The sequence below is a fragment of the Nostoc sp. DedSLP04 genome (assembly GCF_034530775.1).
Taxonomy (GTDB): domain Bacteria; phylum Cyanobacteriota; class Cyanobacteriia; order Cyanobacteriales; family Nostocaceae; genus Nostoc.
Window position 1 is genome coordinate 18313 of sequence record NZ_JAVRCL010000013.1, and the last position, 13092, is coordinate 31404.

A 13092-nucleotide genomic window follows, 5' to 3' on the forward strand; every position below is an offset into this window, starting at 1 on the left:
TAAGTTCTTCCTAAGACAATTGCTAATTCATAACTCATATTTTTGAATTCTGTCTCCCCGATCGTAATTTTCTGTGGCTCGTGATACATTTTTGAGCAGCCGCATCTCAGAATTACCCAAGACTGGAGTCACTAGGAAATTTTATGAAGCTATTAAACTAATCCAGTTTCTCCCGAAATCATTACGGACAAGGTAAATAAAATAAAATTAAGAAGAATTAAGGAATAAGTAAAAAAGATAAATTTAATAAATCTCTGCATTCACCTTTTTGAATGGGTTCTGGTGCTGCTCCTAATCAAACCCCGATGTTCATCCAATTAAGACTGATAACATTTGCGTATAAAACAGCATCAAAAAGGCTAAATCGCTAATGACTACTGAGAAATGACAGATTCTCTATCATAAGTAAGAGTCATAAAGAAGCTAATATTTGCAACGATCGCTTCTGAACGTACAAAGAGTTATTCATGCAAATTCAAACACCAGACTGGGTGAAGCACGCTGTTTTCTACCAAATCTTCCCAGATCGTTTTGCCAGAAGCAAACAGCCGCGCAAACGGTTATTGCAAGAAGCCCGTTGGGAAGATTGGGACTCTATGCCAACCCTCCAGGGCTATAAAGGCGGCGATTTATGGGGCATTATGGAGGATTTAGACTACATCCAGAATTTAGGGATTAACGCGATTTACTTCACACCCATTTTTCAATCCGCCAGTAATCATCGCTATCATACCCACGATTATTATCAAGTTGACCCAATGCTGGGGGGCAACGAAGCTTTTAAGGAATTGCTCGATGCAGCCCATCAACGGAATATCAAAGTCGTTCTGGATGGGGTATTTAACCATTCTAGCCGGGGTTTTTTCTTTTTCCACGACGTTTTAGAAAATGGCCCCCATTCGCCTTGGGTAAATTGGTTCAAAATAGAAGGCTGGCCCCTTTCAGCATACAATGGCGAATTTCCTGCCAACTACGTAGGCTGGGCGGGAAATCGCGCCTTGCCAGAATTTAACCACGATAATCCAGAAGTACGAGAATACATTATGGAAATTGCCGAATATTGGATTAAATTCGGCATTGATGGTTGGCGATTGGATGTACCATTTGAAATAAAAACTCCTGGTTTTTGGCAGGAATTTCGCGATCGCGTCAAAGCCATCAATCCTGAAGCTTATATTGTGGGCGAAGTCTGGGGAGATTCACGCGAGTGGTTGGATGGAACGCAATTTGACGGCGTGATGAATTATCTATTTGCTGGGCCAACAATTGCCTTTGCAGCAGGCGATCGCGTAGTCTTAGAACAAGTCCAAAGCCGCGACTATCAACCCTACCCACCCTTATTTGCTGCCGAGTACGCCACCAAAATCCAAGAAGTACTGCAACTTTACCCTTGGGAAATTCAGCTAACTCAACTCAATTTGCTTGCAAGTCACGATACAGCCCGATTGATGACCATTGCAGGCGGCGATATAGGCAGTATAGAATTGTCAACTTTGCTGTTACTCACCTTTCCCGGCGCGCCCAGCATCTACTATGGTGATGAAGTTGGTTTACCTGGTGCAATAGATCCCGACTCACGCCGTGGTTTTCCTTTAGAGAGTAACTGGAATCAAGAAATTTTCAATACTCACCGCCAGTTAATTGCCCTCCGCCACACTTACCCAGCCTTGCGTACTGGTGATTACCAAGTTCTCTATGCTCAAGGACAACTTTATATCTTTGCGCGAACTTTGGGGACAGAGGAATTAATAATTGCCATCAACGCTGGCACAAGTTCGGCAACAGCGAATGCAGATGTCGCTACTTTGCGTACTCAACCCAACAAGCCTTTATATGGCACTGCTGAAGTTGAGTGGAATAGTAAAGGAGATCGGCAGTTGTCATTGACTGTTCCCGCACGCAGTGGGTGCATTTTGGGGACTGGGGATTAGGTATTGGGGACTGGGGAACTGGGGAGAAGTTGCAGTAAGTTTTTTTCCTCTGCCCCAATGCCCGATGCGCCATGCCCCATGCCCAATTACATTACCTTCCCGCCACCATTGCAGGCACCAACACTGCATCGATAACGTGGATCACGCCATTGTCTGCCAGAATATCTGTTTTTAGGACATTGGCGTTATTTACCTTAAATTTACCGTCGGCAGATTCAATGGCGACAATTGACCCTTCAAGCGTCTCTGCCTCGTTAATCTGTACCAAATCATCAGACCTGACATCCCCACTAGCGATATGATACGCCACAATTTTCTGGAGCTTGGGGATATCTTGTAGTAACGAGTCTAAAGTTCCCTCTGGCAGATTAGCAAAAGCTTCGTCAGTCGGTGCAAAGAGCGTGAAAGAACCAGGGCTTTTCAAAGTTTCTATGAAATTTCCAGCTTCAGCAGCTTTTATTAGAGTATTGAAATTACCTGCTGCGATCGCAGTTTCCACAAGGTCAGCCATGAGGGTGCGTTATTTAATACTACAAGTTACTTATAAAGTGACTAAAATATCTTAGCCTCTATCAATAGAGAGGTTGCTGGCGATTTAACAGACAGCAGTAGACTGATTTAGTACTGTTACACTGGAGAATGACCCCAAGAACCACTGATTATGCTAAAGCGTTCTAAGTTCGAGACAACTCAATCTCAGATTATGCACCGTGCTGAGGATCTGATTAGTGCAGCCTCAAATCGATACCGCATTACGGTTCAGGTAGCAAATCGTGCTAAACGTCGGCGTTACGAAGACTTTGAAAGTAACGAAGATGCGATGATGAAGCCGGTGCTAAGGGCAATAATCGAAATGTCCGATGAGTTGACTCAACCAGAAATTATCGGCGAACTATAAGATTGAGTGCTGAGTGGTAAGTGCTGAATTCTGAATCAGGCAAATTCATCTTTTCACTCAGCAACGCCCAAAATATTGTTCTATGAAAAAGAAAAAATTTCTATTTAAATCAATTTTCTCAAAACTCACAACTCAGCACAAGCGAAACGCCGAGCTACCGCTAACACTACTACTACTTACCTTAATACTAGTGAGTGTAATTGTTTTAGGTTCAGGAGCGGATAAATCAATACATAGAAATTTATTTAGTATCCAACCTGCTTCTGCCCAGAGAATCACGCCTAGCGATGTTTGGCAGCTGGTGTATCAACAATTGCCAGATTTTCCACGGGAAAATAAGTATATCAGTAAAGAAAATGGGAAAGTTGCCGAAAACAACACTTTAGCAAATCGCCTAATTAGATATCACATTTATACCAAAGGGCGGGCCCCCATTTATCGCTTAGATTGGAAGTTGACTTTAGCTGATTACCTGGGTGTGAACGAAATTATGTATGATACTACCTATCCAGGGAATGACTCACTACGGGAAAATCCGATAGAAGGCGATCGCAAAGCTATCAAAAGTCTCACCCGCAGCCAACGAGATGCCCTAGTACAAGTCTTAGTCAATATATTTAATCCTGCTTCCCAAAATACCCTATCCCCTAATTCCAATACCGCACCCAGTCCGACTACATCAACTACCCCACAGCCACCACAACGAGGAGGTGCCGAACTCCTAAAATGATAAATTTTCCTTGTTTTGAAACAACTCGGTTTTGACCGAGAAGGGTGTGGGGTGTGGGGTTGCAGGTATTAGATAAAGAACGTTCTCTCGCACCCAACGGGTACAAGCCCCTGTTTTTAAATATGGAAAAAATCAAAAGATGTATGTAGTGACACGTATGTGCAAGATATACAGCGTCCGTTTTGAAACCCCTGCTTTTAAGTATGGGGTTCCCCACACCCCACACCCTATCCCCTACACCCTTTTCATTCAGCACTCAGCTATATTTGCCAACAATTTGACTCACCTTGATAAAGGTACTGTGCGCCTCTACCCGTTTACCTTATTTAACGTGAGTTCGATAAACCTCTCCCTGCCTTGAACTAAAGTTCAAGGCTGTCCCTCTCCGACTCGGAGAGGGACGATTTTGCCAAGTAAAATCAGGGAGAGGTCTTTTTGATTGAGCGAATTTTGCGGACACTATATAAGCCGTCGAATTCACGTTTATTTAGACAGAAATCGCTATAACTCATTGAGAATGCTAGAAGTTATTAGGCAAAGGTAACAAGTCACAGTAATATAAATGTACTAATATAATTCAAAGCAGAGAAACTCATGCCATACCAAAAAAAACAAGAGGGTGGTTATTGCTGAGAGACTAATGCTACCTTAAAGCCACAAATTGATTCACCATCACTGCCAATGCCAACATACCCAAAATTGTCATTAATCCCGCAGGCATAAACTTGCGTGTTTTTGCCAGTCTCAATGCAAAGAAAACTACTAAAACAGCAGTAACTAACACTGCTAAAATCGCACCCCAAGTTTGTCCTTGGAGTTGAAAGTAAGCGGCCAGTATTAGTAATAAACCGCTAATGCTACCACTTAAGAGTGAAACCTTACTTGTAGCTTGAATGTAGCCAATAACCCCACCAACAATCGCTAATATACCGTAGGCAAAAGCAGCAATTATACTTAAATTCATTGTTAAAACCTATGTAGACTTTGACTTTACTGCCAGGGTCAGCAGACAATTTACCATAGCTATCTAGCTATACCACACAGTTGATTTATGGATAATCAAGCGATGCCAATGGCAAATACTTCTTCATATACAAAGATTCAATATCTCCAGCGTCAAGCAGCCTCACTTTTACTGTACCAATCTGTTCTGCAAGGCGAAGTCGGGATAGCATTTCTGGAACTGTTGCAAGCTATACGTTACACTGACACCGATGCACGGGGTTGTCTCCAAGCTTACGGCAATTACTTTTACGCTTTGGCTGCTAGAAATCAAAACTGGGAAGACTATTTAATTACTCAAATTCTCTTTTGTGAGAATCCTTTTACAAGGCTGGCGGGAGTGCAAGAATTTGAAGATTTGCCCCCAGCTTTAATAACAGCAGTTCAGCATGATTTACAAGTATTGCAAAGCCTCTATGAGTGTAGCAGCGCTTCTTTGAGCGAGTGGGTACAAAACGTAGCTCACATGCCGATTTCACCAGTAGTGTGGTATAAAGAGCAAGAATTGCTAGGAGTAGAGACAAAATTCATTACATATCTACAAGAGTTAGATAATTGGGGTGATGCTGTAGAAGAGTTAGCAGCTTATTATCGGCAATGTGGCTCTGGTTTATTTGCAGAATATCGCGCTTTACGATGGCAATCTGGGCAGTTTATCGGTATTAGATATTCTGACCCGGTTAAACTGAGTGCGCTTGTCGGTTACGAATCTCAAAAAGATGCTTTGCTGAAAAATACAGAGTTTTTATTGTCAGGAGAGATGGCACTGCATGTATTACTTTACGGTAGTCGCGGTTCTGGCAAATCTTCTTTAGTGAAATCTTTGTTGAATGAATATAGCGATGCCTCCGGCAAGGGCAAAGCCCAACGCAGCCTCCGCTTATTAGAAGTGGCAAAATCTGATTTAAAAGACCTACCAGAAATCGTGGAACATTTACGGGGTGTGTCACAAAAATTTATTATCTTTGTCGATGACCTTTCATTTGAAGAAGATGATGATGCCTTTAAAGCCCTCAAGGTAGTTTTAGAAGGTAATTTAACGGCACGGCCGCAAAATGTAGTTGTGTATGCTACTTCCAATCGCCGCCACTTGATTCGGGAGTTTTTTGTGGATAGACCTGCACCAAAGGATAACGAGGAAATCCATGCCTGGGATACGATGCAGGAGAAGCTTTCGTTTAGCGATCGCTTTGGTTTAACCTTAACTTTTGAACCAGCCAATCAGAAAACTTATTTAAAAATTGTACAACATCTAGTGGCACAAGCTGAAATTAATATTACCCAAGAAGATTTAGAATTTCAGGCATTACAATGGGCAACTCGTCATAATGGTCGTTCTGGACGTACAGCACGGCAGTTTGTTGATTTTTTAAAAGCAGATTTAACAATTTTTCATGCAAATAAAAATATATCCAACACTTAACATTAAAATTATTTCATTAATGATTGCGCTTTTTTGTAAATCACAGAACAATGTTATGCAATATTAACTAAAATTAAAGATTTCATAACAATTACGATCCCAAATCTGGGAAAAATATCTTGACTAACAAACAGAACAATAAATTACAAACCACTTACATTAAGTATTTTATGTATATGTGTTGTTTAATTACGAGTTACGTTAGCGTAGCGGTAGCGAGTCCACGTACTCTTTCAGAGAAGCAAGCTACGCTTTTAGCGTCTCGTAGAGAGCGTCATTACGAATTATAAATTACTATGAAAGCTACTTATTCAGATAATTTAACTACGCTAAAAACCAGCAATATGCAATCAGTAACGATCGGCAATAGATTTATACTAGTGATAGTTGCCTTTAGTGTGAGTTTTGGTCTTAGCCTTGTCCCAAGCTGGGATTTTAATAAAGCCTTTCTCACAGGTGTAATTACTGCCGTTACTATCCATACAACAGTATTATTCATAGACAAGCGGCGTAGAAATTATGAAATGTTTGTTTTAGGTTCGCTCCGCAAGCGAATTAAAGATATGGAGGAATTAAAGGCTCGTGTTGTCAGAGAAATAAATCAAATTGAAGAACATCATAATTTACTATATGCTGAATCACAACAGCTGCAAAATCAAGTTATAGAAAGTCGTAGCCAAAGAGATAGTTTACATCGAGAATTAAGAGCATTTGCCGGACAAAAGAAGCAATTAGAAACAGAAGTTAATAGCCTGCAACTTGAAATTAATAATTTGCAGAATAATCAAACTGAATTGAACAATGCTTTTTCTATTCTCACCGCAGAAAAGCGCCGTTTAGAGTCAAATTGTAATGTATCTCGCGCTGAAATCGCCCAATTGCAAAGTCAAATTTCCGAGCTACAACACGAGAAACAAGAAATTGAAAGTAATTTAACTCTTTTAGGCAGACTCAAACCCCAATTAGAAGAAAAATTATACGAACTGCGAATTGCAATTCAAGAGCTAGAAGTTGAGACAACCCAAAATAATCAATTGCTGGTAGCAACGAAAACCGAAAGAGAAAATATCCAAGCTATTCTTAATTATTCACAAACCCAACTCGCAGAACACAAAGCCGAATTACAGCAATTACAAGGCCAAGTTTCATTATTGCAAGAAGAACGAGACTCATTACAAAATCAAGTATGGGAATTACTACAACAAGTAGAAACCTTAAATCCAGAGCCTTTGTCGGATAATTCCCAAGAAGATGATATTGAGTTGTTTCCATTTTCCGAAATAATTGAATCTTCTGATATCATTGAAAAATCGGAAGTTGAGACATCGGAAAATATCTCTGAAGAATGGACTAATTTTCTCGGAAATCTTCCGGGATATGAGTTACAAGTATTAAAAGCTATAATTGAACAAGATAATCCCAATAGTGCTATTAAAAAAATTGCTGAAGCAAATATCACTATGCCAAATTTATTAATCGATTCTATAAATGAACGTGCAAATGATACTATTGGGGAATTAATAATCAATTTTGATTCCGAAAGTCCAAAAGTTTATCAGGAGCATATAACAGATGTCAAAAAAATGATTGCGATGTATGAAGGCCTCATGGCTAGACATACTTCGTCAAATTAAATTGTTATTGCCGTCGTAAGATTTAGTAGTAAGATGATACCCCTTACTTACTTACCGCGTGCTTCTGCGTTTAGAATCAAGTGAAGTGTAATACATGGCAAAGTTCAAAATCTCGAAGAAAATCTCCACTGCTTTAATCAATTCCCTTGGTGCGGGGGTAGTACCAAGAGTGGGAGTTGAATATATCGCAGTAGGTCGAGAAAAAGAACTAACAAGCCTATTACAAAATCTCGATGATATTGCAGAAGGTGTCGCAGCATTTCGCTTCATAATTGGTAACTACGGTTCTGGGAAAAGTTTTTTATTACAACTAATTCGTAATCGAGCGATGGAGCAAGGTTTTGTAGTAGCTGATGCTGATTTATCTCCCGAACGGCGATTAGCTGGAAGCAACAATGAAGGTGTTGCTACCTACCGAGAATTAATGAGCCACCTCGCTACAAAAACTCGTCCTGATGGTGGTGCTTTAGTCTCAATTTTAGAAGGATGGATTAATAAAATTCAACAAGAAGTGGTTAAAGAAACTGAAATGCGTCCCAATGACGATGGTTTTGATGACCAAGTTGAATCGAAAATTAGGGAAGTGGTTCAGTATATTGAAGATTTAGTTCACGGTTTTGATTTTGGTAGCGTGATTATCGCTTATTGGCGTGGCTACCGATTGGATGATGATAATTTAAAAAATGCAGCGATGCGCTGGTTGCGCGGAGAATTTACTACTAAAGTTGAGGCGAAAGCAGCTTTAGGAGTGCGCGTTATTATTGATGATGATAGTTGGTATGACTATATAAAACTGTTTGCGAAATTTGTCGCTGAGATTGGCTATAAAGGACTGTTAATTTTAGTTGATGAAGCTGTTCATTTATATCAAATATCTACTACAGTCACGCGGGAAAAAAATTATAATCGACTCCTGGCAATGTTTAACGATACTATGCAATGTAAAGCAGAACATCTTGGCATTGTCGTTGGTGGAACAACCAAGTTTTTAGAAGACCCCAAACGAGGACTTTTTGCAGACCAAGCTTGGCAAAGACGCACCAAAGAAAGTCGTTTTGTTGCACAAGCTAATGTTCAAGAACATTTAGGGCCAGTGATTCGGCTAAATCCGTTGAGTGAAGCAGAAATATTAACGCTTTTGCAACGTTTAGCTGAGATTCATGCGCTCAATTTTGGCTATGAACAGACTTTGACAAATCGTGAGTTGAAGGAGTTTGTGCAAGAAATTATTAATCGCCTGGGTGCAGAAGCATTACTGACACCAGGAGAAATTGTGCGAGATTTTATGAGTGTGCTGAATATTATTCACCAAAATCCAGGAATTGCGTTTGCTGAATTAATTCATGGTTCTAAATTTAAACCTACTGCTATGGGTAAAGATGCAGATGTGGATGAGGATGGCGCAGCAGAATTTAGTTTGTAGTTTACTCTTTAGTAATTGGTAAGCCTAGCCAATCGCTAAGTTCATAAACTAGCTAGTCAAGTTTTGGGATAGTAATATTAAAAGCACGCCCTAAATCTGTGAAGATTTCAGACTAATTTCTCCCACTCCAAATTATTAAGTAAGGTTGATTAAACATATTTTTAGTTTTTTCTATTCTATTAATATGTGTTTTTAATGATGATAAATCATTTTTGAAGTTAATACCAAAACAATAATAATAGGAATAAAACTCAATAAAACCTGCAATTCTCATCGAATTCATCTGTTTTCAGTATTGGTTAAAATAGCTTTTGGTTGATTAGCATTAAATAGAGAAGCAGACAACAGAATAATCGGCTTGTTTGTTTGGTTTTCTGCATAATGAACCATTCCGGCAGATTCAACTAAAGAATCTCCCACTGTAAGCTGTATAGTTTTCCCTTTTTGAAGAATCAATTCTGCGCCGTTAGCTTTCCTTACTTTGGCTTCTCCTTCCACAACAGTATAAGTTAAACTTCCCGCCTCTACTCGTTCAATCTGCATTCCTGGATGAGTATGAGTAGGGAGTTTTGCTCTTGGTGCGATGGTATAGCGTACAAGCTCAAGAATCTGCTTTTTATCTTGAGTAGGATAACCACTCGCTAAAACTTCACGGGTAACAGATTGAGTGTAAGTATTGGGTGAGGAGATTTCTTGGCTCTTAACAACTACACTGCCAAAAGCTAGGATAGCTAAGGGAAGAATCAGAGACAGTTTTCTCATATTAAAAGTTTTTTGTTTGGGCAATACTTTTAATTACATCATTTTGTGTTTAGTTTGTCTAATAAGCATAAGTAGCTTAATTCACTTTAGAAAATGAGCGAAAATCATTCACTAGCACTCTCTGGAAACAACCGATTCAAGTCTAATAATGCATCTTTAAATCCAGGAATTGCCACTGACTGATTAGATAGAGAAATCTGCTTGCTGAGATAGCTAAACTTAGTTTGAGCGTTTTGATATGGCTGGCTATGACGCTCAAGTTGACGAGCCGGTAAATTTACAATCCAGTAATCAGAAATTTCAGCTTCTGCATACAATGACAACTTGATTGTTTGGTCGTAATCTATGGTTTTATCCGAAATTTCAATTACTAACAAAATATCTTTGGGATAGGGATGATGAGCGAGATAATCTTCATCTCTCCCTTGTGCAATGACAACATCCGGCTCAGGCTCACTCTGATTAGGAAGGGCGATGGGATCTTGTCCACGGATGACTGCTCCATCGCCTAGAAGCCGATCCAATTGACGGCATAAGATAGAACTACAAACTGTATGAGGTGTTCCCTTTGCTGTCATTTGAATCAGTTCTCCGCGAATCAATTCAATACGATCGCCCTCTGTGAGAAATCCGAGTTCAATCAATTGATGGTATTGGGCGATCGTAAATCGCTTAGGTGTTACAGCATTCATGAGACATCTTTCCAAGAGTACTTGTCACTAGCAAAGATTAAACTGACTGCGTTGTTTACCGCCCCAGGTTTTGCAATGCTTCAAATTGCTGCCAACAAAGATACAATGCACGCGGTACGTGAAAACATCCTTTCCATTTGCCGCCTTTGAGGTTCAACAATACTTCCCCACGCCGATTCAGGTAGCCAAACCATTCACCATACTCGGAATCAGCAAAGTGTGACCAGGCGTAATCGTGCATCTTTTGATACCATTCCCAACACACCTCACGCCCTGTCAGCCGATAACCCATCGCTAATGCAACCAATGACTCTAGGTGAACCCACCACAGCTTTTGATCCCATTCTAATTGTTGTGGGGGATGAGCATCTGCATCCATAAAGTAATACAATCCGCCGTACTCGTTATCCCAAGCAAAATTCAGAATATTTAGCACCACCTCAACGGCTTGGTTAATAGTTTTGGTGTCGTTTTTCCGACGTGCGATGTCCATGATAAACCACATCGCTTCGATCCCGTGACCTGGATTAATCACCCGTCCCTCAAAACTATCGATGTGGGAACCGTCAGGGGCAACATTTTCGTACATTAGTCCCCGTTCTTGATCGAGAAAATCGGTCATCACTTCGCGGACTGTCTCAGCGAGGACATTCTCTAGTGTTTCTTTTGGTAGCAACCATTCCATTTCTAGAGTCAGGTTGGCTAAAATCATCGGTACAGCCAATGATTTCATCGGGCGTGTGCCGGGATAGGTTTTATTATATTTGCCCTTGGGGTTATCTTTGCGGCGTAATACGTTGTTATAAGCTTGCATCGCTACATCCTTTGCCCATTCTTCGCCGCCAGCGAGTGCATATTGACTAAATGCCATCGCTGCAAAGCAATCAGAAAAGATGTTGTAAGGGTGAACTAATGGTTTCCCTTCACGAGTGAGGGCAAAGTACCAGTTACCATCGCTATCTCTGCCATGTTGGGCGAGAAAATTAGCACCGTTGCTAGCAATTTTTAGCCAATTTTCGCGCTTTTCTAGCTGGTTGTAAAGCATGGAAAAAGTCCACACTTGGCGGTTTTGCAGCCAGATGAATTTGTCTGTATCATAAATTTTGCCTTCGCGATCGAGGCAGGTAAAATAGCCGCCTTGCTGCCAATCGAGAGAATATTTTTCCCAAAAGGGGAGTACGTCGTTGAGGAGGGCGTTTTTGTAAAGTTCAGCGTTCGCTTGAAAGTCCTTCTCCATAAATTTGCTTCTCTTTTTGTACTAAATCTAACAGCTTAACAGTTATCATATTTTGGCTCTAATATGGAGCGTAGGCGTAGCCCTTCGTAGACATTGTGTCAGGCTTTTACAAGATTTAGTCAACAGAAGTTATACTTCTATCTTGGATCTTGCACCATTCTCAATAACCGTAGGGTAGTTTTTTAGAGATGAGGTTGTTATGAGTCAGATTGAACGAGTTGCGATCGTTGGAGGAAACCACGGTAATGAGCTAACAGGAGTACATTTAGTCAAAAAGTTTCAGCAATATCCTAATTTAATTAACAGGGCAAGTTTTGAAACTCTGGCATTACTTGGCAATCTCAAAGCTATTGAAGAAGGAAAACGATACATTGAAAAAGATTTAAATCGTTGTTTCACTAATCAAGGTTTACAAAATCCCCAACTCTTAAGTTATGAAGATATGCGGGCAAAAGCAATTCAACAGATATTGCAACCGCAAAATCAGCCCTTTGTAGATGTAATTGTTGATTTGCATAGCACAACTGCCAATATGGGGTTAAGTCTGATTTTTTGTGATATGCATCCTTTCTTGCTCCGGTTAGGCGCTTATTTAAGTTCTATCAATCCTTTGGTGAAAGTCTTTATTAATCAGGAATCCAAAGAAAATGGTTTTCTCCGTTCTTTGTGCGAATTGGGTTTTGTTATAGAAGTTGGTGCTGTAGCTCAAAATGTTTTAAACGCCAAATTATTTCAGGAGACAGAACAGCTTATTTATGCAGTTTTAGATTATTTTGAAAGGTGCAATCAGGGTAATATTCCGCAGACAAGCAATCACCTTACACTTTATAAATACATTCAGACTATCGATTATCCGAGAAGCGATGCTTACGGTGGGCTGCCCCTACGTGGGGAAATTCAAGCTATGATTCACCCCCAGCTTCAGTTTAGGGATTATGAACCTTTGCATCCAGGCGATCCAATGTTTCTGACTTTTGAAGGAAAAGATATTTTCTATGAGGGAGCGTCTACTGTTTATCCTATTTTTATTAATGAAGCAGCTTACTACGAGAAAGGAATTGCGATGTATTTAAGTCAAAAACAGGAAGAAATAGTTTAATTTGTTCATCGCCTTTGCCTCACTTTTATCTTTATTTTTATTCCCTAATACTTTTAAACCACAAATCCTAAAACTACATTTAAAAAATAATTTTGAGTATTATTATTTAGTATGACTTTATAATCATACTAAAATTTGCTAGACTTATACACTTGTCCTATATAGGCAAATTACAGTAAAGCGTAGACCCATATTTACTTGCGGTCAGACATCACTTTAGTCGATTTATTTAGCTATCAAAATTAAGCAGACAAATATTTT

The 13092-nt window shown here is 39.9% G+C and carries 12 protein-coding genes; 7 read left to right on the forward strand and 5 right to left on the reverse strand.

Translation table 11 applies throughout. The features are described 5' to 3' along the window. Positions 1–467 precede the first annotated feature (467 nt). On the forward strand, positions 468–1931 hold the full coding sequence (locus tag RMX89_RS10120) for a glycoside hydrolase family 13 protein (RefSeq protein ID WP_322673782.1): 1464 nt from the start codon (positions 468–470) through the stop codon (positions 1929–1931). A gap of 91 nt (positions 1932–2022) precedes the next feature. Here the strand turns inward: RMX89_RS10120 and RMX89_RS10125 are convergent, their stop codons facing one another. Beyond that, entirely contained in the window at positions 2023–2442 is a 420-nt protein-coding gene (locus RMX89_RS10125) for a fasciclin domain-containing protein (protein WP_322683713.1), read from the reverse strand. Positions 2443–2592: 150 nt separating this feature from the next. On the opposite strand from RMX89_RS10125, the gene RMX89_RS10130 reads away from it, so the two are divergent. Together RMX89_RS10130 and RMX89_RS10135 are read left to right on the forward strand one after the other, a co-directional pair. Continuing rightward, positions 2593–2829, forward strand: a complete 237-nt coding sequence (locus tag RMX89_RS10130; protein WP_094351515.1) for a DNA-directed RNA polymerase subunit omega — start codon at positions 2593–2595, stop codon at positions 2827–2829. 82 nt (positions 2830–2911) lie between these two features. Continuing rightward, a complete protein-coding gene (locus RMX89_RS10135; RefSeq protein ID WP_322688836.1) occupies positions 2912–3559 on the forward strand; it encodes a hypothetical protein in 648 nt (215 codons plus the stop codon). Between the two features lie 643 nt (positions 3560–4202). On the opposite strand, the gene RMX89_RS10140 is transcribed toward RMX89_RS10135, so the two are convergent. Then, positions 4203–4523, reverse strand: a complete 321-nt coding sequence (locus RMX89_RS10140; RefSeq protein WP_322688837.1) for a TMEM14 family protein — start codon at positions 4521–4523, stop codon at positions 4203–4205. An 87-nt stretch (positions 4524–4610) separates the two neighbouring features. Here RMX89_RS10140 and RMX89_RS10145 point away from each other — a divergent pair, with 87 nt between their 5' ends. The 3 genes from RMX89_RS10145 to RMX89_RS10155 all read left to right on the forward strand — a co-directional run bounded on the left by RMX89_RS10145 (position 4611) and on the right by RMX89_RS10155 (position 9041). Continuing rightward, positions 4611–5984: an ATP-binding protein gene (locus RMX89_RS10145; RefSeq protein ID WP_322688838.1), complete on the forward strand. Its 1374-nt coding sequence runs from the start codon at positions 4611–4613 to the stop codon at positions 5982–5984. 296 nt (positions 5985–6280) lie between these two features. Further along, complete coding sequence (locus RMX89_RS10150) at positions 6281–7618, forward strand: tellurite resistance TerB C-terminal domain-containing protein (protein WP_322688839.1); 1338 nt, start codon at positions 6281–6283, stop codon at positions 7616–7618. A 94-nt stretch (positions 7619–7712) separates the two neighbouring features. Then, positions 7713–9041 carry an ATP-binding protein gene (locus tag RMX89_RS10155; RefSeq protein ID WP_322688840.1) on the forward strand — a complete coding sequence of 443 codons (1329 nt, stop codon included), beginning with the start codon at positions 7713–7715 and terminating at the stop codon, positions 9039–9041. Positions 9042–9320: 279 nt separating this feature from the next. Here RMX89_RS10155 and RMX89_RS10160 read toward each other — a convergent pair whose 3' ends face one another. The 3 genes from RMX89_RS10160 to RMX89_RS10170 form a co-directional block, all read right to left on the reverse strand. Continuing rightward, positions 9321–9803, reverse strand: a complete 483-nt coding sequence (locus RMX89_RS10160; RefSeq protein WP_322688841.1) for a cupin domain-containing protein — start codon at positions 9801–9803, stop codon at positions 9321–9323. 104 nt (positions 9804–9907) lie between these two features. After that, a complete protein-coding gene (locus tag RMX89_RS10165) occupies positions 9908–10495 on the reverse strand; it encodes a Uma2 family endonuclease (RefSeq protein ID WP_322688842.1) in 588 nt (195 codons plus the stop codon). A 55-nt stretch (positions 10496–10550) separates the two neighbouring features. Next, positions 10551–11732: an AGE family epimerase/isomerase gene (locus RMX89_RS10170; RefSeq protein ID WP_322688843.1), complete on the reverse strand. Its 1182-nt coding sequence runs from the start codon at positions 11730–11732 to the stop codon at positions 10551–10553. 199 nt (positions 11733–11931) lie between these two features. On the opposite strand from RMX89_RS10170, the gene RMX89_RS10175 reads away from it, so the two are divergent. Next, positions 11932–12831, forward strand: a complete 900-nt coding sequence (locus tag RMX89_RS10175) for an aspartoacylase (RefSeq protein WP_322688844.1) — start codon at positions 11932–11934, stop codon at positions 12829–12831. Positions 12832–13092: the final 261 nt, after the last annotated feature.

What these genes read in the sequence shown, in the direction of transcription:
- RMX89_RS10140 (WP_322688837.1), bottom strand. Translation starts at nt 4,523, where the DNA reads ATGAATTTAAGTATAATTGCTGCTTTTGCCTACGGTATATTAGCGATT.
- RMX89_RS10155 (WP_322688840.1), top strand. Translation starts at nt 7,713, where the DNA reads ATGGCAAAGTTCAAAATCTCGAAGAAAATCTCCACTGCTTTAATCAAT.
- RMX89_RS10165 (WP_322688842.1), bottom strand. Translation starts at nt 10,495, where the DNA reads ATGAATGCTGTAACACCTAAGCGATTTACGATCGCCCAATACCATCAA.
- RMX89_RS10175 (WP_322688844.1), top strand. Translation starts at nt 11,932, where the DNA reads ATGAGTCAGATTGAACGAGTTGCGATCGTTGGAGGAAACCACGGTAAT.
- RMX89_RS10135 (WP_322688836.1), top strand. Translation starts at nt 2,912, where the DNA reads ATGAAAAAGAAAAAATTTCTATTTAAATCAATTTTCTCAAAACTCACA.
- RMX89_RS10170 (WP_322688843.1), bottom strand. Translation starts at nt 11,732, where the DNA reads ATGGAGAAGGACTTTCAAGCGAACGCTGAACTTTACAAAAACGCCCTC.
- RMX89_RS10145 (WP_322688838.1), top strand. Translation starts at nt 4,611, where the DNA reads ATGGATAATCAAGCGATGCCAATGGCAAATACTTCTTCATATACAAAG.
- RMX89_RS10160 (WP_322688841.1), bottom strand. Translation starts at nt 9,803, where the DNA reads ATGAGAAAACTGTCTCTGATTCTTCCCTTAGCTATCCTAGCTTTTGGC.
- RMX89_RS10120 (WP_322673782.1), top strand. Translation starts at nt 468, where the DNA reads ATGCAAATTCAAACACCAGACTGGGTGAAGCACGCTGTTTTCTACCAA.
- RMX89_RS10150 (WP_322688839.1), top strand. Translation starts at nt 6,281, where the DNA reads ATGAAAGCTACTTATTCAGATAATTTAACTACGCTAAAAACCAGCAAT.
- RMX89_RS10130 (WP_094351515.1), top strand. Translation starts at nt 2,593, where the DNA reads ATGCTAAAGCGTTCTAAGTTCGAGACAACTCAATCTCAGATTATGCAC.
- RMX89_RS10125 (WP_322683713.1), bottom strand. Translation starts at nt 2,442, where the DNA reads ATGGCTGACCTTGTGGAAACTGCGATCGCAGCAGGTAATTTCAATACT.